The organism is Sphingomonas kaistensis (assembly GCF_011927725.1).
Taxonomy (GTDB): Bacteria; Pseudomonadota; Alphaproteobacteria; order Sphingomonadales; family Sphingomonadaceae; genus Sphingomicrobium; species Sphingomicrobium kaistense.
In genome coordinates this window covers 739,215-756,883 of sequence record NZ_JAATJC010000001.1, presented here as the reverse complement: position 1 = coordinate 756,883, position 17,669 = coordinate 739,215, and the positions used below count along the sequence as shown (strand labels likewise).

Sequence of the window (17,669 nt, the reverse complement as noted above, 5' to 3'; positions counted from 1 at the left end):
GGCCTAAAGGTGCGAGTGGAGAACGCCAAGGGTGACGAGGCGGGTCCAGCCGCCTTTGCCTGCCTTGCCCTATCCGCTATCGCTGCCCCGCCCCATGGATATCTACCTCCCCATCGCCAACATGAGCGTCAACGCGCTGCTCATCGTGGCGCTCGGCGGGCTGGTCGGCGTGCTGTCTGGCTTGTTCGGGGTTGGCGGCGGATTCCTCACCACGCCGCTGCTGATCTTCTACGGCATCCCGCCCAGCATCGCGGTCGCCTCGGCCACCACCCAGATCACCGGGGCCAGCGTGTCGGGCGTGTTCGCCCACATGAAGCGCGGCGGGGTCGACCTGCGCATGGGAATGGTGATGATCGCCGGCGGCCTGGTCGGAAGCCTGGTCGGCGCGGGCCTGTTCCGGCTGGCCCAGGCAAGCGGCCAGATCGATGTGGTGATCGGCCTCCTCTACGTTTTCCTGCTCGGTTCGATCGGGTCGCTGATGCTGCGCGATGCGGTGAAGGCGCTCGGCTGGTGGAAGAGCGACGAGGTCGAAGCACCGCGCCGCCGCCATCACCGGCTTGTCGCGTCGCTGCCCTTTCGCTGGCGCTTCTATGCCAGCGGCCTCTATCTGTCCCCGCTGGCGCCGCTCGGACTGGGGTTTGTGGCCGGCATCCTGACCGTCCTGCTGGGGGTCGGCGGCGGCTTCATCCTGGTGCCGGCGATGATCTACATCCTCGGCATGGCGCCGCGCGTGGTGGTCGGAACCAGCCTGGTGATGATCCTTGCGGTCAGCGCCGCGACCACCATGATCCATGCCCTCACCACCCAGTCGGTCGACATCGTGCTGGCCGCGCTGCTGCTGGTCGGCGGCGTGCTGGGGGCGCAATATGGCGCGCGGCTGACCACCCGTTTGAAGCCCGACCTGCTGCGGTTCAGCCTGTCGCTGATCATCCTGCTGGTCGCGCTGCGGATGGGCCTCGGCCTGACCTACCGGCCCGAAGAAATCTTCTCGATCGAGTATCTGTGAGGCTGCGGCTGCTCTTCGCGGCGCTGCTGGCGCCCCTGCTGATGGGCCAGGCCGGGCCGCGCCTGGTGCCCGACATCTCCGCCCGCGCGATCGAGATCCGCTACAGCTTCACCGGCGCGCAGCTGCTGTTGTTCGGCGCCATCCTTTATCCCGGCGGCCGCACCCCGACCCGCCCGCTCGATGTGGTGGTGGTGCTGAAGGGCCCGGTCCAGCCGATGATCGTGCGCGAAAAGCAGAAGATCGCCGGCATCTGGATGAATGCCGACAGCCACCGCTTCTCCTCCGCCCCCAGCTATTATGCCGTCGCCTCCAACCGCCCGCTGGCGCAGGTGGTGGGGGAACGCACCGCGGCGGTCTACGAACTGGGCCTCGGCAACCTCCAGCTGTCGCCCGGCGGCGGCGCCCAGCCCGACAAGGCTCAGCGTTTCGAGAACGGCCTGCTCGACCTGCGCACCCGCCAGGGCCTGTATGCGGAGAACAGCAACGGCGTGGAGATCAGCGACGGCGTGCTTTACCGCGCGCGCATCTCGATCCCCAGCCAGGTCCCGATCGGCACCTACGAAACCGAAACCTTCCTGATCGACCGCGGCAAGGTGATCGCCGCCGCGACCAAGGAAGTGGAGGTGCGCAAGACCGGGTTCGAGCGCTTCATCGCCACCACCGCCCGCCGCCACGCCTTCCTCTATGGCCTGGCCGCGGTGCTGCTTAGCCTCGGCCTCGGGTGGGGTGCGGCCGCGCTGTTCGGATCGCGCAGCTAAAGCAAAATCTTAACCGCGTTTCGTCTAGACCGCGCTCCAGAGTGTGTGGGGAGCGGACCGGAACGACCATGGAAGATAATGTCAGTCTCAAGCAGCTGATCGACGAACTGACCAGCCATTCCGAAGAGGAGCCGGTCGGCAGCCGCCCCCCGGTCGCCCGCGAAAAGCATGACCCGATCGGGTCGGTACTCGACATCGCCGGTTCCGGCTCGCAAGCCCGCTTCGATCCGGCCCGGCTGCTCGCCCTCGCCGATCACAGCGATCCGTCGGTGGCGATGTCCGGGCAGGTCGGAAGCCAGGTCAAGATGGCGGTCGGCAAGAGCTGGCTGATCGCCAATGTCCGCACCATGCGTGCCGACGACAATGGCCGGATCATCGCCGCGATCGACTTCCTCGGCGAAGGCACGCGCGACCAGAATGGCGGGATGAGCGGATTCCGCCGCGGCGTCACCCGCTATCCGATTCCGGGCGCCGAAGTGCATCCGGTCACCACCGACGATCTTCGCCAGGTGTTCGCCGCCTCCGACAGCGCGCACGTCGAGATCGGCACCGTCTACCCTACCGACGACATTCGCGGCGCTCTGTACATCGACCCGATGCTCTCGAAGCATTTCGCGATCCTCGGCTCGACCGGTACCGGCAAGTCGACCTCGGTCGCGCTGATCCTGCATCGCATCTCGAATTACAGCCCCGAGGGGCACATCGTGATGATCGATCCGCACGGCGAATATAGCGCCGCCTTCAAGGGCTGCGGCGAGCTGTTCAACGTCGACAACCTCCAGCTTCCTTACTGGCTGCTCAACTTCGAAGAGCATTGCGAGGTGCTGCTGACCACCGACGGGGCCGAGCGCAACCGCGACGCCGACATCCTTGCCAAGTGCCTGCTGGCGGCGCGGACCAAGAACAAGTTCTCCGAGCAGTTCGGCAAGGTGACGGTGGATTCGCCGATTCCCTACCTGCTGACCGATTTGAACGCGGTGATCGTCGCCGAAATGGGCAAGCTTGACCGCGCGGGCGACACCACGCCTTACCAGCGGCTCAAGACCAAGCTCGACGAGCTCAAGGCCGACCCGCGCTACACCTTCATGTTCTCGGGCATGAACATCACCGATTCGATGGGAAGCTTCATCTCCCGCCTGTTCCGCCTTCCCGCCAACGGAAAGCCGATCAGCATCGTCGACGTGTCGGGCGTGCCTTCGGACATCACCAGCGTCGTCGTCTCGGTGCTGGCCCGGATGGTGTTCGACTATGCGATCTGGTCACGCACCGAGGCGCAACGGCCGATCCTGCTGGTCTGCGAGGAAGCGCACCGTTACGTTCCCAAGGACGAGAACAATGGTGTTCAGGCGGTTCGCAAGATCCTCGAGCGGATTGCCAAGGAGGGCCGTAAGTATGGCGTGAGCCTCGGCCTCATCACCCAGCGTCCGTCCGACCTTGCCGAGGGCGTGCTGTCGCAGTGCGGCACGATCATCGCCATGCGCCTCAACAACGAACGCGACCAGGCCTGCGTCCGCGCCGCCATGCCCGAAGGCGCGCGCGGCTTCCTCGATGCCATTCCCGCACTCCGCAACCGCGAATGCATCGTTTGCGGCGAAGGCGTCGCGATCCCGATCCGGGTCCGCTTCGACGATCTCGAGCCCGAGAAGCGTCCGGCCTCGTCCGACCCGAGCTTCGCGAGCCTGTGGCGCGAAACCGGCGGCGAACCGGAGATCATCAGCCGCACCGTCAAGCGCTGGCGCGGTCACGGCCGGTAAACACCGGTCTTCCGCGGTTATCGTTGACTTGCGGAGCAGTTAGGCAGACCCCGTCACGGCCGGCGGTCCTCGGGGGAAAACTGCTCCGCCTGCCCGTCACCCCCTCTGCGTTTTACAAGCGGAGGATTTGACCCATGAATAAACTCACGAACTGGACCCGCGGCGCGGCTGCGGGGACGATGGCATTGCTGTTGATGACGGCGGTTCCGGCACAGGCAGCGGACAATCCGCAGGTCTCGGCCGAGATCATGGCGCTTGCCCGCGCGCAGTGGGCGGCGGAGATCGCCGGCGCGCCGATCGCGCAGCAGAACGCCTCGATGGCCGAGGACTATACCGAGTTCAACGGTGACTTCCCGACCCTGCTGGTCGGCAAGGCGATGGCGATGCGGATGGGCGACGTCGCGCTCAACGACAAGGCGATGTTCTCCGACATGCAGAACCCGCGGGTGCAGACATACGGCGACACCGCGATCCTGACCTACAATTTCGCCGGTCTCAGGCGCGCGGCGGATGGCAAGGTCGCGCCGTCACTGGCCAAGTCGTCTCGCGTTTACGTGAAGCAAAACGGCAAATGGATGATGGTCCACGCCAATTTCGCGACCATCGATTCAGGTCACTGATCGGGGGGGTGAGGGCCGCCCCCAGTGCGGCCCTCCCCTCCACTCTCAACGGGCGCCAATCACCATGCTGATGGCGATCGCGGGACCGACCGGAAGTCCGGCCATCTGCCGCTTGGCGCGGGTGATCGCCTCCGCCACCTGCCCCTTCGTGCTGTCGACCGCATCGCTTGTGCAGCGATCCACGCCGTAGGAGCCGTTCAGGTCCCAGCACAGGCCGCTGGCGGTCCGCATGATGCGGGTCTTCAGCGTGCGCTGGCCTGGCGCGAAGGCGAGGTTGAGGTCACTGTACCGGACCGTCCGCTGCAGCGCGGGATCGATCCGGCCGCCCTCGATCACCACGTCCCCCAGCGGCGGCGCAGCCGAGGCGCCGGCAATACCGACGACGCTCAATCCCATCACGACAGTGGCGGCGAGACATGCGAATCTGCGGCTTTCCATAGGAACCTCCCGGCTGTCGGCGCCCGATTGCGCCGACCTGCCGGGTGTCGCGGTTCAGGAGGTCAGTTTCATTGGATTTTCGTTCACCTCTGCCGGTGCTTCGACGATGGGCCGCGCCTTCGCCGAAAGGGCGTCGGACATCGACGACTCGCCGGCCATGATCGCCAGCACGTCATGGGTATGGCTCTTGGCGACTCCGACCTCGCTTCCATCCAGCAGCCGCGCGATCCACCGCCGCTGGTCGTGGACCAGCCGGTCGATGAAGGTGATCCGGACCAGCACCGAGCGATGCAGCTGCACGAACCCCGACCCGGCCAGTTCACGAGACAAATGGGCCATGGTGTCGTGGACGAGGCAGGTCCAGTCGCCGACATGGACGCGCATGTAATCGCCTTCGGCCATAATCTTGTCGATCAGGCGGTGCTCGACCCGGCGCCGGCCGTCCCCGCAGGGAAGCCACAGCGCGCCGCCGTTCTCTTCGCTGGCCGCCGGACGGTCCATCATCCGGGCGACGAAGCTCGTCTCGATCCGGGCGATGAACTGCGCCATCGGCTGGCGCAGCCGTTCCATGTTGCGATTATAGTCGGCGACGTCGCAGCAGCGGCCCTGCACGATCAGGTCGTAGGTGCCGCAAACTTCCATCGCCCGCTCCACCTGCGGACATTGGAGAAGGCAAGCCTTGAACCGTTGCAGCCCGTCGGCGGGCGCGCGGTGGTCGAAGGCGATGCATGCAATGACGACAAGTTCTGTCATCGGGCACTGCTCCCCCTTGAGAGCAGTGCCCGTGTTTACTCCTAAGTTAACGCGCTAGCAATCGCCGATCAGGCGAGCGCGGGCACCGCGGTGGCGCGGCGACGGCGGCGCAGCGAGGCACCGATCGCGCCGAATCCGACCAGCATCAGGGCCCAGGTGCCGGGCTCAGGAACGGCCCCGACCTGAATCGCGCTGTTCACGTTGAGGATGTCGAACGCCCACCGATTGGCGCGGCCGTCGAAGGTGCCGTCATTCTCGAACCCGTTGGACAGGTTCGGCCCGATCGCGAAGTTCGAATAAGCCGCCACCGACACCGTGTAGGTGCCGGGCTGGAGCAGGGCCTGCAGGAAGGTGTCGTAGCGCGAGCCCGTCGTCGCATCCGCCGGGACGTTGAGACCGCCATCGTCATTCTCGCCGACCAGCTCGCCCGAACCGTCGAACAGCGCCAGGATCGGATCGAAGCCGCCGCTGGTGATGGTCTGGCCGGCGGCATTGATCCCACCCGCATAGGAATAGGTGCGCAGGGTCACCGACGACGGGCTGGTAACGGTGAAGTTGAAAAGCTGGACGGCATTGGGTCCGGCCAATGAGCCGCTGTAGGAATAGTCCGCTGCCGATGCCGCGGTGCCTGTCGCGAAGAGTGTCGCCGCGACGCTGAATGCCAATGCCTTACCCATAAAAACTCCCCTGTTCACCGTCCAGTTACGCCACAAGGCGAACGCGACCATGAGGAGAGTTAATTCGAAATTAATCGCCACGCAACCGGGCTACGGTCAAAGTCCGCGCAGCGCCTTGGCCCTGGCCCGTACCGCCGCCATCAACCCCTCGTCGAAGACCGGCCGGCTGACCAGAGTGACGCCCAGCGGGTTCACCGGGGTGCCGTTCCTCAGCACCTCGTAGTGGAGGTGCGGACCGGTCGACAGGCCGCTCGACCCGACATAGCCGATCAGCTCGCCCCGGCGCACTACGCCGCCTTCGCCGGCGACGATCCGGCTCATGTGGCTGTAGCTGGTCACCAGCCCGCCCTCGTGCGCGATCCGGACCTGCCGGCCGTAGCCGCCCGCCCAGCCGGCGCGGACCACCTGGCCATCGGCCGCGGCGACGATCGGGCTGCCCCAGCCGGCGCCATAGTCGACCCCGTTGTGCATCCTGATGAAGCGCAGGATCGGGTGCATCCGGCCCCCGAAGCCCGAGGTGATCGGACCCGCCACCGGTGTCAGCAGGCCGCTCTGCACCGGCTCGGGCGAGGCAGTCTCGCTGATCCACTGCAGCCGCCCGCGCAGCGGCACCCGGACCAGCGACAGGTCGCTTCCGGCGCCCCGGTCGAGCCCGGCATAAAGCAGGTCGCCGGTCACGGTGCGGCCATCGGCCGACTTCGCCTGCGCCACCACCAGTTCGAAGCGGTCGCCGGGCATCACTTCGCTGCCGACGTCGAGGCTGGCCCCGATCGCGCCCAGATAATCGGCCGCCTGCGCCGGTGACGCACCGGCCGAGCGCAGCGCCCAGTAGAGGCCGCCGCCGACGCTTCCGCGCAGGCGCAGTGGGGTGCGGTCGAGCCCGAGCTGGCGCCTCTCGGCGCTCAGCCCCCCGCCGTCGCTGCCGCTGATCACCAGTTCGAGGTCGAGCCGGGCCCGATACTGCAGATAATCGATTCCGCGGCTTCCGGCCGCGTCCGGAGCGCCCAGGCGGACGGTGAGCGTGGTTCCGGGCGTCGGCAGCGCCTTTTCCGCCCGCGCCAGCGCAGCGGCCTGCAAGGCGTCGGACGCCCTTGCCCCATTGCGCTGAAGCAGCCGGGAAAGCTCGTCCCCCGGGGAAACGATCAGGCTGAGCGCACGCAATTGACGGGCCGGCGCGGCGGCGATCGGCCGGGCGCGCGGCCCTTCGCTCATCGGCAGGCCGGTGCTCGATCCGTATGCAAGCGCGCCGACCGCCAGCGCCTGCTCCTGGCGCGCCTGATCGGGCCCTTCGGCAATGGCGACGCCTGACGGCAAGGCGGTCAGCGGCGGTGCAAGCTGCGCCACACCCGCGACCAGCGCGGCAAGCGTTGCCGCACCGCGCCACCAGTGCCGGCTGAAGGGATTTTGCGTGAGGTCGACCACCAGGCTGAAGCGCGGTTGCGGCGGACGCAACGCGGCGGCCCGACCAAAGGTTGGAAGGGCGGCGGCGGCAACCAGCGGGCGGGGCGACTGGAACATCGCGCCCCTTGTCGCCCGACAAGGTTAACGCGGCGCTAAGCCACCGCCCTCCTCGGCTTGCGCGCTCTCCGCCCTTCGCGTGCATAAATGGAAGTGAGGCCTCAATGCTCCCCTTGCGCCGCGGCCCGTTCCTGCCAACATGAGTGTCATGGCCGGGCGTTCCGACGGCATTGTCAGGGCCGTTCTCGGGCCCACCAACACCGGCAAGACCCACTTGGCGATCGAGCGGATGTGCGCCCACTCCTCGGGCGTCATCGGCTTCCCGCTGCGCCTGCTGGCGCGCGAGGTTTATGACCGGGTGGTCAAGATGAAGGGCGAGGCTTCGGTCGCGCTGCTGACCGGCGAGGAACGGATCGCGCCCCCCAAGGCCCGCTACTGGCTGTGCACCGTCGAAAGCATGCCGGTGCCCAACCCCTCGACCGTACCCGGCGGGACCGACGACAAGAAGGACTTCGCCTTCTGCGCGATCGACGAAGCGCAACTCGGCACCGATCCAGAGCGTGGCCACGTCTTCACCGACCGCCTGCTCCGCGCCCGCGGCCGCGAGGAGACGCTGATCCTCGGCTCGGCCAGCCTCAAGCCGCTGGTCCGCCAACTGATCCCCGAGGCCGAGATCGTCAGCCGCCCGCGCTTCTCGACCCTGCGCTACGGCGGTTCGGCCAAGCTCAGCCGCCTGCCTCCGCGCTCGGCGATCGTCGCCTTCTCGGCCGAACAGGTCTATGCGCTGGCCGAGATGCTGCGCCGCTTCAAGGGCGGCGCGGCCGTCGTGATGGGCGCGCTCAGCCCCGCCACCCGCAACGCCCAGGTCGCGATGTTCATGCGCGGCGAGGTCGATTACCTGGTCGCTACCGACGCGGTCGGCATGGGCCTCAACATGGACGTTGCCCACGTCGCCTTCGCCGGATTGGACAAGTTCGACGGCCGCCGCGAGCGCCGCCTGACCATTCCCGAAATGGCCCAGATCGCCGGGCGCGCCGGACGCCACCAGCGCGACGGCACCTTTGGCACCCTGGGCCTTGGCGGCGAAAACGGCCCGGCCTTCACCGACGAAGAGATCAACGCGATCGAGGAGCATCGCTTCCGCCCGCTCGACCACCTTTACTGGCGCTCGGCCGAACTCGACTTCACCGACGTCACCAGCCTGATCCACAGCCTCGAGGCGCGCAGCGACGATCCGCTGCTGCGCCCGTCGCCACCCGGGATCGACCTCGCGGTCTTGAAGGCGCTGGCCGAGGACCCGGCGGTGGCCGACCGCAAGGGCATCGTCGCGCGGCGGTTGTGGGCGGCGTGCGGCCTGCCCGACTTCCGCAAGGTCGGGCCGATGCACCACGCCCGGATGGTCCGCCGCATCTTCAATTCCATCGCCGACGGCGGCCATGTCAGCCACGACTGGTTCGCCGCGGAGGTCAGCCGCCTCGACAATGTCTCGGGCGATATCGAGGCGCTTGCCGACCGCCTCGCCGGGGTGCGCAGCTGGGCCTATATCGCCCACCGCGCCGACTGGCTGGCCGAGCCGGCGAAATGGGCCGAGCGCACCCGCCACGTTGAATCGCGCCTGTCCGACGCACTCCACGCCGCGCTGACCCAGCGCTTCGTCGACCGCCGCACCGCCGTCCTCGTCCGCGACATCGGCGCGCGCGGGGCGGACGCGCTGCCGGTCACCGTCGCCGCCGATGGCGAGGTCAGCGTCGGGCCCGAGCCGATCGGCCACCTCACGGGCTTCGAGTTCAAGGTCGATCCCACCGCCCGCCTCGCCGACAAGCGCCTGCTCCTCGCCGCCGCCGAACGCCGCCTCGGCGACGAGCTCGACCGCCGCGCCCGCGCCCTAACCGCCGGCGAGGACAGCCGCTTCACCCTGTTCGCACCGGCCGGGGGCGACATCGGGATCGCCGCCGACGGCCACCTCCTCGCCCGCCTGGCGCCCGGCCGCAGCCTGACCGAGCCCGCGCTGCGCACCGTCCGCTCGCTCGACCGGCTGTCGGCCCCGGCCCGGACGGAGCTCCGCGCGCACATGGAGGCGTGGCTCGAACGGCAGGTGAAGCGCCACGTCGGCGACCTCGCCCGCCTCACCGCCGCCTCGTCCGACCGCCACTATGGCCCGCCGGTCCGGGCGCTGACCGCCATGCTCGCCGACGCCGGCGGCCTCCTGCCGCGCAAGGCGCTGGCCGAGCCGATCGGCCAGCTCGACCGCCCGATGCGCGCCGCGCTGCACAAGCTGAAGATCCGGCTGGGCGCGCTCGATGTGTTCGCCCCCTCGCTGCTCAAGCCCGAGGCGCAACGCTGGCGCGCGGCGCTGGTGGCGGTCCGCTCGGGCCAGCCGATGCCGGCGCTGCCCCGACCCGGCGCCTCGGTCCTCCCCGCCGATGCCGACCGCCTCGGCGCCTGTCTCGCCTACCGCCGGTTCGGCGAGCACTGGCTGCGGGTCGACCTGGCCGACCGCCTCGCCGCCTTCGCCCACCAGGCCCGCGCCGCGCACCGGCCCGGCGGCGAAGCCGTGCTCGATCCGGTCGACCGCGCGCTCGCCACCTCGATCGGCCTTGGGGACGATACGCTGGCCCGGCTGATGGCCGAGGTCGGTTTCCGCGAGCAGTCGGGCAGCTGGGCCTGGCGCGGCACTCACCCCCGTACCCGCGCCCGGCCGCAACCGGCTCGCCCCGGCAACGCCTTCGGCGCGCTCGCCGGACTCAAGCGCTAGGCCCGCGTGCGCCTCGACCGCTTCCTGTTCTTCATCCGCTTGCTCAAGTCCCGTACCCAAGCGCAGGCCCTACTCGACCAGGGCCGAACCCGCTTGGACGGTCGCCGAGTCGAGAAAGTATCCGAACCGGTTCGCGTCGGGGCCACCATCACCCTTCCCCTGCGCGGCGCGGTGCGGGTGATCCGGGTCGTCTCGCTCCCCCATCGCCGCGGCCCAGCCCCCGAGGCCCGCGCCTGTTACGAAGAGCTGGGCGTTGACGATCCGAACGGAGCGGCATAGCGCTACGCTCAACCAGGGAGCCTAGAGAGACCGCCATGACCTACGTCGTCACCGACGCCTGCATCCGCTGCAAATATATGGACTGCGTCGAGGTGTGCCCGGTCGATTGCTTCTACGAAGGCGAGAACATGCTCGTCATCAACCCCAACGAATGCATCGATTGCGGCGTGTGCGAGCCCGAGTGCCCGGCCGAGGCGATCCTCCCGGACACCGAAAGCGGCAACGAGAAGTGGCTGGAATTGAACTCCACCTTCTCGGCCCAATGGCCCAACATCACCCGCAAGAAGGACAGTCCGGCCGACGCCGACGACTATAAGGGCAAGGACGGCAAGTATGACGCCTTCTTCTCGCCCGAACCCGGCGAAGGCGACTGATCGCCCTTAGCGGCGGACGGTGAACGCGTAACTGACGCCGATCCCGGCCGCGAGCTGGTTGCGCCGGCCGTAGGTACGCACGATCGGCGACTTGGCCGCATCGCCGACCAGCCGCTCGCCGCGGGCATAGCCGAACAGGCCCCAGCGCGGTCCGAACTGGGTCTGCACTCCGCTTGCCAGCGCCACCGCATGGATCCCGCCGCCCGGCGTGTAGACCGGAAGCCCGGTGCGCGCCGCAGCCGCCGGGCTGACCCCGAAGTAGGCGCGCTGGAAACGGTCGTCGGAGAACAGCAGCCGCGGCCCGAGCGTCACCGCATATTTGTCGCCGTCGCGCCAGAAATGGTCGATCCCGACCTGCCCGGTGATGCCCTCGTGGCCGGTAACACCCTTAACCAGCTCGGCCCGGACGCGCAGGCTGTCGTTGACCAGATAATCGGCATAGCCGCCGACCTCGATCGTCGCATCGACTTTGCCGACCGCCGCACCGACGTCCCTGTCCTTGCGGCTGCCCTGGTAGGCCGCGGCCGGCCCGGCGGTGAAGCGCCCGGCCGAGATCAGGCGGATGCCGAAGCGATCGTCCGGCGTCTCGATCCGGAACTCCTCGACCCCCTTGGCCAGGTCGAAGTCGAACAACGGCCTGAAGTCGCTGTCCCGGGCCCCCGGATAGGCCGGCTTGAATTGGCCTCCGAGGCCGATCCTGACCCGGCGGTCCTTTTTCTCCTGCGCCGCGGCGGGGGTGGACAGGGCCAGGACGGCGACAGCGATGGCGGGGGCGATGATCTTCATGTCAGCGGCGGAACGACCGGGCCGGACCTTGGTTGCACCGACCCTTATGCTGGCGTTCCCCGGCGCGCCCACATCTCCAGAAACGAAGAAGCGCCCGCCCTGTTTCAGAGCGGGCGCTTCCCCGGAGCCGGGCAGCGCGAATGCGTGAGCGCTGCCCGATAGTGACCTCGCCTGATTACATGCCGTTGGCGAGATTCGTGTCAGGCGCGTTGGTGTTCATGTCCTCAGCCATCATGTTGGCTTCGGTCGCGCCGTTGGTCATCATGTTGGCATCCGCGCCGCCCATGTTGGTGCCCATCATGTTGGCATCGGTGCCCATCATGTTGGCGTCCATGGTCGACATGTTGTCGGCGACCATCAGGTTGGCGTCGGCATTCATGGCTTCGTCGCTGTTGCTGCCACAAGCCGCGAGGGAAAGGGCCGCACCAGCGACCAGAATCAGAGCACGCACGTTTTTTCTCCTAGGGTTATCAGGGCGGCAACGCGGCAGCGGGCGCTTGGGTCCGTCTGCCGTTCATCTTGGCGCAAGGAAACGACGCTCCGTCAGCGCAGCAATCGGTCGACGATACGCTCCGCCGCCTCGTCGGCGCTGGTCACCGTGGTGTCGATATGCAGGTCGGGCCGCTCGGGCGCTTCGTACGGGCTGTCGATGCCGGTGAAATTGCTGAGCTTGCCCGCGCGCGCCTTGGCGTAAAGGCCCTTCACATCCCGCCGCTCGGCCTCGGCCAGCGGGGCATCAACGAAGACCTCAAGGAATTCTCCTTCCGGCAGCATCCGCCGCACCATCTCCCGCTCGGCCCGGAACGGCGAGATGAAGGCGGTGATCACGATCAGCCCGGCATCGGCCATCAGCCGCGCGACCTCGCCGACCCGGCGGATATTCTCGATCCGATCGGCCTCGGTGAAGCCGAGGTCGCGGCTGAGCCCGTGGCGCACGTTGTCGCCGTCGAGCAGGAAGCTATGCCGCCCCAGCGCGTGCAGCTTCTGCTCGACCCGGTTGGCGATGGTCGACTTGCCCGCCCCGCTGAGGCCGGTGAGCCAGATGACGCAGGGCTTCTGGGCCTTTTGCCGGGCATGGGCGTCGCGGCTGACCTCGATCGCCTGCCAGTGGATGTTGCTCGCCCGGCGCAGCGCGAAGTGGATCATCCCGCAGGCGACGGTGGCGTTGGTAACCTTGTCGACCAGGATGAAACCGCCCAGCGCGCGGCTGGTGGCGTAAGGCTCGAACACCAGCGGCCGGTCGGTCGCGAATTCGACCACCCCGATCGCGTTGAGCCCGAGCGTTCGGGCGGCGAGGTGCTCACCGGTGTCGATGCCCAGCTCATATTTGGGCGGCTGGACGGTGGCGGTGACGCTCTGGCTCGCGCAGTGCAGCCAATAGCCGCGGCCCGGCAGCAATTCCTCCTCGGCCAGCCACACCAGGCTCGCCTCGAACTGGTCGGAGACTTCGGGCGCTTGGTGCAGCGCGACAATCACCGACCCACGGCTGCAGTCGACCTCGTCGGTCAGTGTCAGGGTGACCGACTGGCCGGCCTCGGCCCGCTCGACCTCCCGCTCGCCGACCAGGACCGATGCGACCCGGCTGGTCCGGCCGGACGGCAGCACCCTTACATCCTGTCCCCGAACGACGCTTCCGGCGGCGATCAGCCCGGCATAGCCCCGGAAGTCCTGGTGCGGACGATTGACCCATTGCACCGGCAGCCGCAGCGGCGCGTCGCCCTCAGCCGTCTGCGCGGGCACGGCGTCGAGCGCTTCCATCAATGTCGGCCCGGCGAACCACGGCATCTCGGCCGAGCGGGAGAAGACGTTGGCGCCGGTCAGTCCGGACAGCGGGATGGCAAGGGCAGCGCCCAGCGCCTCGCCCTCGGCGGCGATGGCCTCGAACCGCTCCGCGTCGAACCCGACCAGGTCCATCTTGTTGACCGCCAGGATGAGGTGGCGGACCCCCATCAGCCGGCAGATGGCGGCGTGCCGGCGGGTTTGCGTGAGCACGCCCTTGCGCGCATCGACCAGCAGCACCGCCGCGTCCGCGGTCGAGGCGCCGGTCGCCATGTTGCGGGTATATTGCTCATGTCCCGGGCAGTCGGCGACGATGAACCGCCGCGTCGCGCTCGAGAAGAAGCGGTAGGCGACGTCGATGGTGATGCCCTGTTCGCGCTCGGCCGCAAGCCCGTCGACCAGCAGGGCGAAGTCGATTGCCTGCCCCTGCGTCCCCATCCGCCTGCTGTCGCTTTCCAGCGCGGCAATCTGGTCGTCCATCAACTGCGCGCTGTCGTGGAGCAACCGCCCAATCAGGGTCGACTTGCCGTCGTCGACGCTGCCGCAGGTGATGAAGCGCAGCAGGTCCATCAGAAATAACCCTCGCGCTTCTTCACTTCCATCGACGCGCTTTCGTCGCGGTCGATCACCCGGCCCTGCCGCTCGCTGGTCCTGAGCGCCGCCATCTCGGCCCGCACCTTGTCGAGCGTATCGGCTTCGCTCTCCATCGCCCCGGTCAGCGGCCAGCAGCCCATGGTGCGGAAGCGGATGCGGCGGGTGACGACCTCTTCGCGCTCGATGCCGGGAAAGCGATCCGCATCGTCGACCATCAGCAAGGTGCCGTCGCGCATCACCGTCGGCCGCTCCGCCGCCAGATACAGTGGCACGATCGGCACCTCTTCGCGGGCGATGTAGTCCCAGATGTCGCGCTCGGTCCAATTGCTGAGCGGGAAGACGCGGATGCTCTCGCCGGCATGGACCCGCGCATTGTACAGGTTCCACAGTTCGGGGCGCTGCAGCTTGGGGTCCCAGCCGCCACCGGGCCCGCGGAAGCTGAACACCCGCTCCTTGGCCCGCGCCTTTTCCTCGTCGCGCCGCCCGCCCCCGAACGCGGCGTCGTAAGCACCCGCCGCAAGTGCCGCCCGCAACGCCTCGGTCAGCATCAGCCGCGTGTAGGTCGGGGTCGGGGTCGTGAACGGGTCGATCCCCGCCGCGGCCGCTTCCTCATTGTGCCAGACGATCAGCTTGAGGCCATAGCGTGACGCCATGGCGTCGCGATGCGCCAGCATCTCCCTGAAATCCCACCCGCTGGCGATGTGCAGGAAGGGAAAGGGCGGCGGCGCGGGGTGAAAGGCCTTGAGCGCCAGGTGCAGCATGACGCTGCTGTCCTTGCCGATCGAATAAAGGAACACCGGCCGCCGCGCGGTCGCCGCCACTTCCCGCAGGATGTGGATGCTCTCCGCTTCCAGGCGATCGAGATGGCTGAGGCTCATCGCCTTGCCTGATGCCGCGCAGACTCGGCTGGCGCAATGCCGCGCCCGCTTCTAAGACGGCCGCGTCCCCGGGGAGCTCGCCTGAGCTGAGAGGAGCGGCTGGCCCCGCTCGACCCGAGAACCTGATCCGGCTGACCCCGGCGGAGGAAGAGGAACTTAGGTAATGGCTGATATCCCTGCGCGCACTGAACTCAAGGTCACCACTGGACCGATCCGTGGCTCGAGGAAGATCCACGTCGGCCCGCTCAAGGTGGCGATGCGGCAGATCCACCTCGAGCCCTCGTCGGGCGAGGCGCCGGTGACAGTCTACGACCCGTCCGGCCCCTACACCGACGAGGCGGCCCGCATCGACATCATGGCCGGCCTGCCCGAAGTCCGCCGCGACTGGATCCGCGGCCGCGGCGATGTCGAGGAAGTCGTCCAGCGCGAAGTCCGTCCCGAGGACAATGGCCAGCTCGGCCCCGACCGCTCGGGCGGCGTCGCGCCCTTCCCCAATGTCCGCAAGCGGGTGCTGCGCGCCAAGGCCGGCGCCAACGTCACCCAGATGCACTATGCCCGCCGCGGCATCATCACGCCCGAGATGGAATATGTCGCGATCCGCGAAAATCTCGGCCGCGAGGCTGCGCTGAACCACGTTCGCGACGGCGAAAGCTTCGGCGCCGCCATTCCCGACTTCGTGACCCCCGAATTCGTTCGCGACGAGATCGCCCGCGGCCGCGCGATCATCCCCGCCAACATCAACCATCCCGAAGCCGAGCCGATGGCGATCGGCCGCAACTTCCTGGTCAAGATCAACGCCAACATCGGCAATTCGGCGGTCGCCTCCGACGTCGCGGCCGAGGTCGACAAGATGGTCTGGTCGATCCGCTGGGGCGCAGACACGGTGATGGACCTCTCCACCGGCCGCAACATCCATGACACCCGCGAATGGATCCTGCGCAACTCGCCGGTCCCGATCGGCACCGTCCCGATCTACCAGGCGCTGGAGAAGGTCGGCGGCATCGCCGAGGACCTCAACTGGGAGATTTTCCGCGACACGCTGATCGAGCAGGCCGAGCAGGGCGTTGATTATTTCACGATTCATGCGGGCGTCCGCCTCCCGTACGTCCCGCTGACCGCCAAGCGCGTCACCGGCATCGTCTCGCGCGGCGGCTCGATCATGGCCAAATGGTGCCTCGCCCATCACCGCGAGAGCTTCCTCTACGAGCGGTTCGACGAGATCTGCGAGATCATGAAGGCCTATGACGTCAGCTTCAGCCTCGGCGACGGCCTCCGCCCCGGCAGCATCGCCGACGCCAATGACGAAGCCCAGTTCGCCGAGCTCTACACCCTTGGCGAACTGACCAAGAAAGCGTGGGAGCATGACTGCCAGGTCATGATCGAGGGCCCCGGCCACGTGCCGATGCACAAGATCAAGGAGAATATGGACAAGCAGCTCGCCGTCTGCGGCGAAGCGCCTTTCTATACGCTTGGGCCGCTGACCACCGACATCGCGCCCGGCTACGACCACATTACGTCGGGCATCGGCGCGGCGATGATCGGCTGGTTCGGCACCGCCATGCTCTGCTACGTCACACCCAAGGAGCACTTGGGCCTCCCCGACCGCGACGACGTCAAGGTCGGCGTCGTCACCTACAAGCTCGCCGCCCACGCCGCCGACCTCGCCAAGGGCCACCCCGCCGCCAAGGTCCGCGACGATGCGCTCAGCCGCGCCCGCTTCGAGTTCCGCTGGCGCGACCAGTTCAACCTGTCGCTCGATCCCGATACGGCCGAGGAATATCACGACCAGACGCTTCCGGCCGAAGGCGCCAAGACCGCGCATTTCTGCTCGATGTGCGGGCCCAAATTCTGCTCGATGAAGATCACGCAGGAAGTGCGCGACTTCGCTGCCAAGCAGAACGCCCCGCTCGAAAACAGCATCGCGGTCGAAGAAGCCGAAAAGGGCATGGCCGAGATGAGCGAGAAGTATCGCGCCGGCGGTAACGAGCTCTACATCGGCTCAAACGGCCGCGAGCACGACTGATGATCGCCGCCCTCGCCCTGGCCCTCGCCGTGGCTGCTCCCGCGGGGAAGCAGGGCGAGGGAGAGGCGGCGGCGGCTTTCACCCGGATGACGGCGCTGGTCGGGGAGTGGCGTAACGCGGACAATCCCGCCTCGCCGCTGCGCATTGGTTTCAGCCTGACTGCAGGCGGCACCGTGCTGGTCGAGGAATGGCGCCGCCGGACACAGCCGCATAGCCTCACCCTCTACCACCGCGATGGTGCGACCCTGCTCGCGACCCATTATTGCCCCCAGGGCAACCAGCCCCGCCTGACCCTCGCGGCCAGCGGCACGAAGCTTAGCTTCCGCTACCGCGACGCCACCGATCTCGGCGATGGCGAAAGCCACCTCCACGACCTCGCCTTCGACCTCACCGACCCTGCCCGCCCGGTCCGCAGCGAAACCTACCGCGCGAAAGGCAGCGCCGAGCCCACGACCCTCCACCTGGTCCGCGCCGCCGGAGAGGGCATCACCCCACCCACGAGGTAAGCGCATGGCAGACGACAAGGTGAAAGGCCCCGCCTCCTACTTCCCCGCGATCGAAGCCAGATACGGCTGTCCCATCGCCGAATGGAAAGCCCTGCTCAGCGCCCGCCCACCGGCCCGGCACATGGAGCATGTCGCCTGGCTCAAGACGGAGCATGGCATGGGGCATGGGCATGCCAATGCGCTGGTGGCGGATTGGCTGGCGAGAAGGGAAAACTAGCGACTGGAACGTGG

At 68.0% G+C, this 17,669-nt stretch carries 17 protein-coding genes and 1 pseudogene; 10 read left to right on the top strand and 8 right to left on the bottom strand.

Translation table 11 applies throughout. The features are described from left to right. The first annotated feature begins 94 nt into the window (after positions 1–94). From GGQ97_RS03695 to GGQ97_RS03680, 4 genes are all read left to right on the top strand, one after another. The gene (locus GGQ97_RS03695) at positions 95–1,006 is read left to right on the top strand and encodes a sulfite exporter TauE/SafE family protein (RefSeq protein ID WP_168067694.1); all 912 of its coding nucleotides are present in this window, start codon (positions 95–97) and stop codon (positions 1,004–1,006) included. Between the two features lie 41 nt (positions 1,007–1,047). Then, positions 1,048–1,764, top strand: coding sequence for a TIGR02186 family protein (locus tag GGQ97_RS03690; protein ID WP_168070690.1), 717 nt, complete (start codon positions 1,048–1,050; stop codon positions 1,762–1,764). Positions 1,765–1,832: 68 nt separating this feature from the next. After that, on the top strand, positions 1,833–3,518 hold the full coding sequence (locus GGQ97_RS03685; protein ID WP_168067693.1) for an ATP-binding protein: 1,686 nt from the start codon (positions 1,833–1,835) through the stop codon (positions 3,516–3,518). Between the two features lie 134 nt (positions 3,519–3,652). Then, positions 3,653–4,138: a nuclear transport factor 2 family protein gene (locus tag GGQ97_RS03680; protein WP_168067692.1), complete on the top strand. Its 486-nt coding sequence runs from the start codon at positions 3,653–3,655 to the stop codon at positions 4,136–4,138. A gap of 45 nt (positions 4,139–4,183) precedes the next feature. On the opposite strand, the gene GGQ97_RS03675 is transcribed toward GGQ97_RS03680, so the two are convergent. The 4 genes from GGQ97_RS03675 to GGQ97_RS03660 all read right to left on the bottom strand — a co-directional run bounded on the left by GGQ97_RS03675 (position 4,184) and on the right by GGQ97_RS03660 (position 7,524). Continuing rightward, a complete protein-coding gene (locus GGQ97_RS03675) occupies positions 4,184–4,576 on the bottom strand; it encodes a UrcA family protein (RefSeq protein ID WP_168067691.1) in 393 nt (130 codons plus the stop codon). Between the two features lie 54 nt (positions 4,577–4,630). Beyond that, complete coding sequence (locus tag GGQ97_RS03670) at positions 4,631–5,329, bottom strand: LytTR family transcriptional regulator DNA-binding domain-containing protein (RefSeq protein WP_168067690.1); 699 nt, start codon at positions 5,327–5,329, stop codon at positions 4,631–4,633. Positions 5,330–5,397: 68 nt separating this feature from the next. Beyond that, complete coding sequence (locus GGQ97_RS14285) at positions 5,398–6,006, bottom strand: DVUA0089 family protein (protein ID WP_245197840.1); 609 nt, start codon at positions 6,004–6,006, stop codon at positions 5,398–5,400. Positions 6,007–6,102: 96 nt separating this feature from the next. Beyond that, the gene (locus tag GGQ97_RS03660) at positions 6,103–7,524 is read right to left on the bottom strand and encodes a M23 family metallopeptidase (RefSeq protein WP_168067689.1); all 1,422 of its coding nucleotides are present in this window, start codon (positions 7,522–7,524) and stop codon (positions 6,103–6,105) included. Between the two features lie 148 nt (positions 7,525–7,672). Between GGQ97_RS03660 and GGQ97_RS03655 the strand changes: the two genes are divergently transcribed. The 3 genes from GGQ97_RS03655 to fdxA are packed head-to-tail and all read left to right on the top strand — an operon-like array spanning position 7,673 to position 10,872. Then, on the top strand, positions 7,673–10,219 hold the full coding sequence (locus GGQ97_RS03655; RefSeq protein ID WP_168067688.1) for a helicase-related protein: 2,547 nt from the start codon (positions 7,673–7,675) through the stop codon (positions 10,217–10,219). A 6-nt stretch (positions 10,220–10,225) separates the two neighbouring features. Further along, on the top strand, positions 10,226–10,498 hold the full coding sequence (locus GGQ97_RS03650) for a S4 domain-containing protein (RefSeq protein WP_168067687.1): 273 nt from the start codon (positions 10,226–10,228) through the stop codon (positions 10,496–10,498). 35 nt (positions 10,499–10,533) lie between these two features. Further along, entirely contained in the window at positions 10,534–10,872 is a 339-nt protein-coding gene (fdxA, locus tag GGQ97_RS03645; protein ID WP_168067686.1) for a ferredoxin FdxA, read from the top strand. Between the two features lie 6 nt (positions 10,873–10,878). Here fdxA and GGQ97_RS03640 read toward each other — a convergent pair whose 3' ends face one another. The 4 genes and pseudogenes from GGQ97_RS03640 to cysD form a co-directional block, all read right to left on the bottom strand. Next, entirely contained in the window at positions 10,879–11,658 is a 780-nt protein-coding gene (locus tag GGQ97_RS03640; protein WP_168067685.1) for a MipA/OmpV family protein, read from the bottom strand. Between the two features lie 175 nt (positions 11,659–11,833). Continuing rightward, entirely contained in the window at positions 11,834–12,109 is a 276-nt protein-coding gene (locus tag GGQ97_RS03635; RefSeq protein ID WP_168067684.1) for a hypothetical protein, read from the bottom strand. Positions 12,110–12,201: 92 nt separating this feature from the next. Further along, positions 12,202–14,007 (bottom strand): adenylyl-sulfate kinase, encoded by a 1,806-nt coding sequence (cysC, locus tag GGQ97_RS03630; RefSeq protein ID WP_168067683.1) that lies wholly within the window; start codon positions 14,005–14,007, stop codon positions 12,202–12,204. Next, positions 14,007–14,921 (bottom strand): annotated as a pseudogene (cysD, locus tag GGQ97_RS03625) (sulfate adenylyltransferase subunit CysD); the annotation flags it as partial. The pseudogene cysD and the gene cysC, both read right to left, overlap by 1 nt. A 151-nt stretch (positions 14,922–15,072) precedes the next feature. On the opposite strand from cysD, the gene thiC reads away from it, so the two are divergent. Genes thiC through GGQ97_RS03610 form a run of 3 tightly spaced genes read left to right on the top strand, consistent with a single transcriptional unit; the run spans position 15,073 to position 17,655 of the window. Then, positions 15,073–16,932: a phosphomethylpyrimidine synthase ThiC gene (thiC, locus tag GGQ97_RS03620; RefSeq protein ID WP_168067681.1), complete on the top strand. Its 1,860-nt coding sequence runs from the start codon at positions 15,073–15,075 to the stop codon at positions 16,930–16,932. Next, positions 16,932–17,438, top strand: a complete 507-nt coding sequence (locus GGQ97_RS03615) for a hypothetical protein (protein ID WP_168067680.1) — start codon at positions 16,932–16,934, stop codon at positions 17,436–17,438. Before thiC ends, GGQ97_RS03615 begins: the two co-directional genes overlap by 1 nt. Before the next feature lie 4 nt (positions 17,439–17,442). Then, complete coding sequence (locus GGQ97_RS03610; RefSeq protein ID WP_168067679.1) at positions 17,443–17,655, top strand: DUF4287 domain-containing protein; 213 nt, start codon at positions 17,443–17,445, stop codon at positions 17,653–17,655. The last annotated feature ends 14 nt before the right edge of the window (positions 17,656–17,669 follow it).

Excerpts from the sequence above, each read along its gene's own strand:
- GGQ97_RS03695 (WP_168067694.1), top strand. The coding sequence starts at position 95 with ATGGATATCTACCTCCCCATCGCCAACATGAGCGTCAACGCGCTGCTC.
- GGQ97_RS03690 (WP_168070690.1), top strand. The coding sequence starts at position 1,048 with ATGGGCCAGGCCGGGCCGCGCCTGGTGCCCGACATCTCCGCCCGCGCG.
- GGQ97_RS03685 (WP_168067693.1), top strand. The coding sequence starts at position 1,833 with ATGGAAGATAATGTCAGTCTCAAGCAGCTGATCGACGAACTGACCAGC.
- GGQ97_RS03680 (WP_168067692.1), top strand. The coding sequence starts at position 3,653 with ATGAATAAACTCACGAACTGGACCCGCGGCGCGGCTGCGGGGACGATG.
- GGQ97_RS03675 (WP_168067691.1), bottom strand. The coding sequence starts at position 4,576 with ATGGAAAGCCGCAGATTCGCATGTCTCGCCGCCACTGTCGTGATGGGA.
- GGQ97_RS03670 (WP_168067690.1), bottom strand. The coding sequence starts at position 5,329 with ATGACAGAACTTGTCGTCATTGCATGCATCGCCTTCGACCACCGCGCG.
- GGQ97_RS14285 (WP_245197840.1), bottom strand. The coding sequence starts at position 6,006 with ATGGGTAAGGCATTGGCATTCAGCGTCGCGGCGACACTCTTCGCGACA.
- GGQ97_RS03660 (WP_168067689.1), bottom strand. The coding sequence starts at position 7,524 with ATGTTCCAGTCGCCCCGCCCGCTGGTTGCCGCCGCCGCCCTTCCAACC.
- GGQ97_RS03655 (WP_168067688.1), top strand. The coding sequence starts at position 7,673 with ATGGCCGGGCGTTCCGACGGCATTGTCAGGGCCGTTCTCGGGCCCACC.
- fdxA (WP_168067686.1), top strand. The coding sequence starts at position 10,534 with ATGACCTACGTCGTCACCGACGCCTGCATCCGCTGCAAATATATGGAC.
- GGQ97_RS03640 (WP_168067685.1), bottom strand. The coding sequence starts at position 11,658 with ATGAAGATCATCGCCCCCGCCATCGCTGTCGCCGTCCTGGCCCTGTCC.
- cysC (WP_168067683.1), bottom strand. The coding sequence starts at position 14,007 with ATGGACCTGCTGCGCTTCATCACCTGCGGCAGCGTCGACGACGGCAAG.
- thiC (WP_168067681.1), top strand. The coding sequence starts at position 15,073 with ATGGCTGATATCCCTGCGCGCACTGAACTCAAGGTCACCACTGGACCG.
- GGQ97_RS03615 (WP_168067680.1), top strand. The coding sequence starts at position 16,932 with ATGATCGCCGCCCTCGCCCTGGCCCTCGCCGTGGCTGCTCCCGCGGGG.
- GGQ97_RS03610 (WP_168067679.1), top strand. The coding sequence starts at position 17,443 with ATGGCAGACGACAAGGTGAAAGGCCCCGCCTCCTACTTCCCCGCGATC.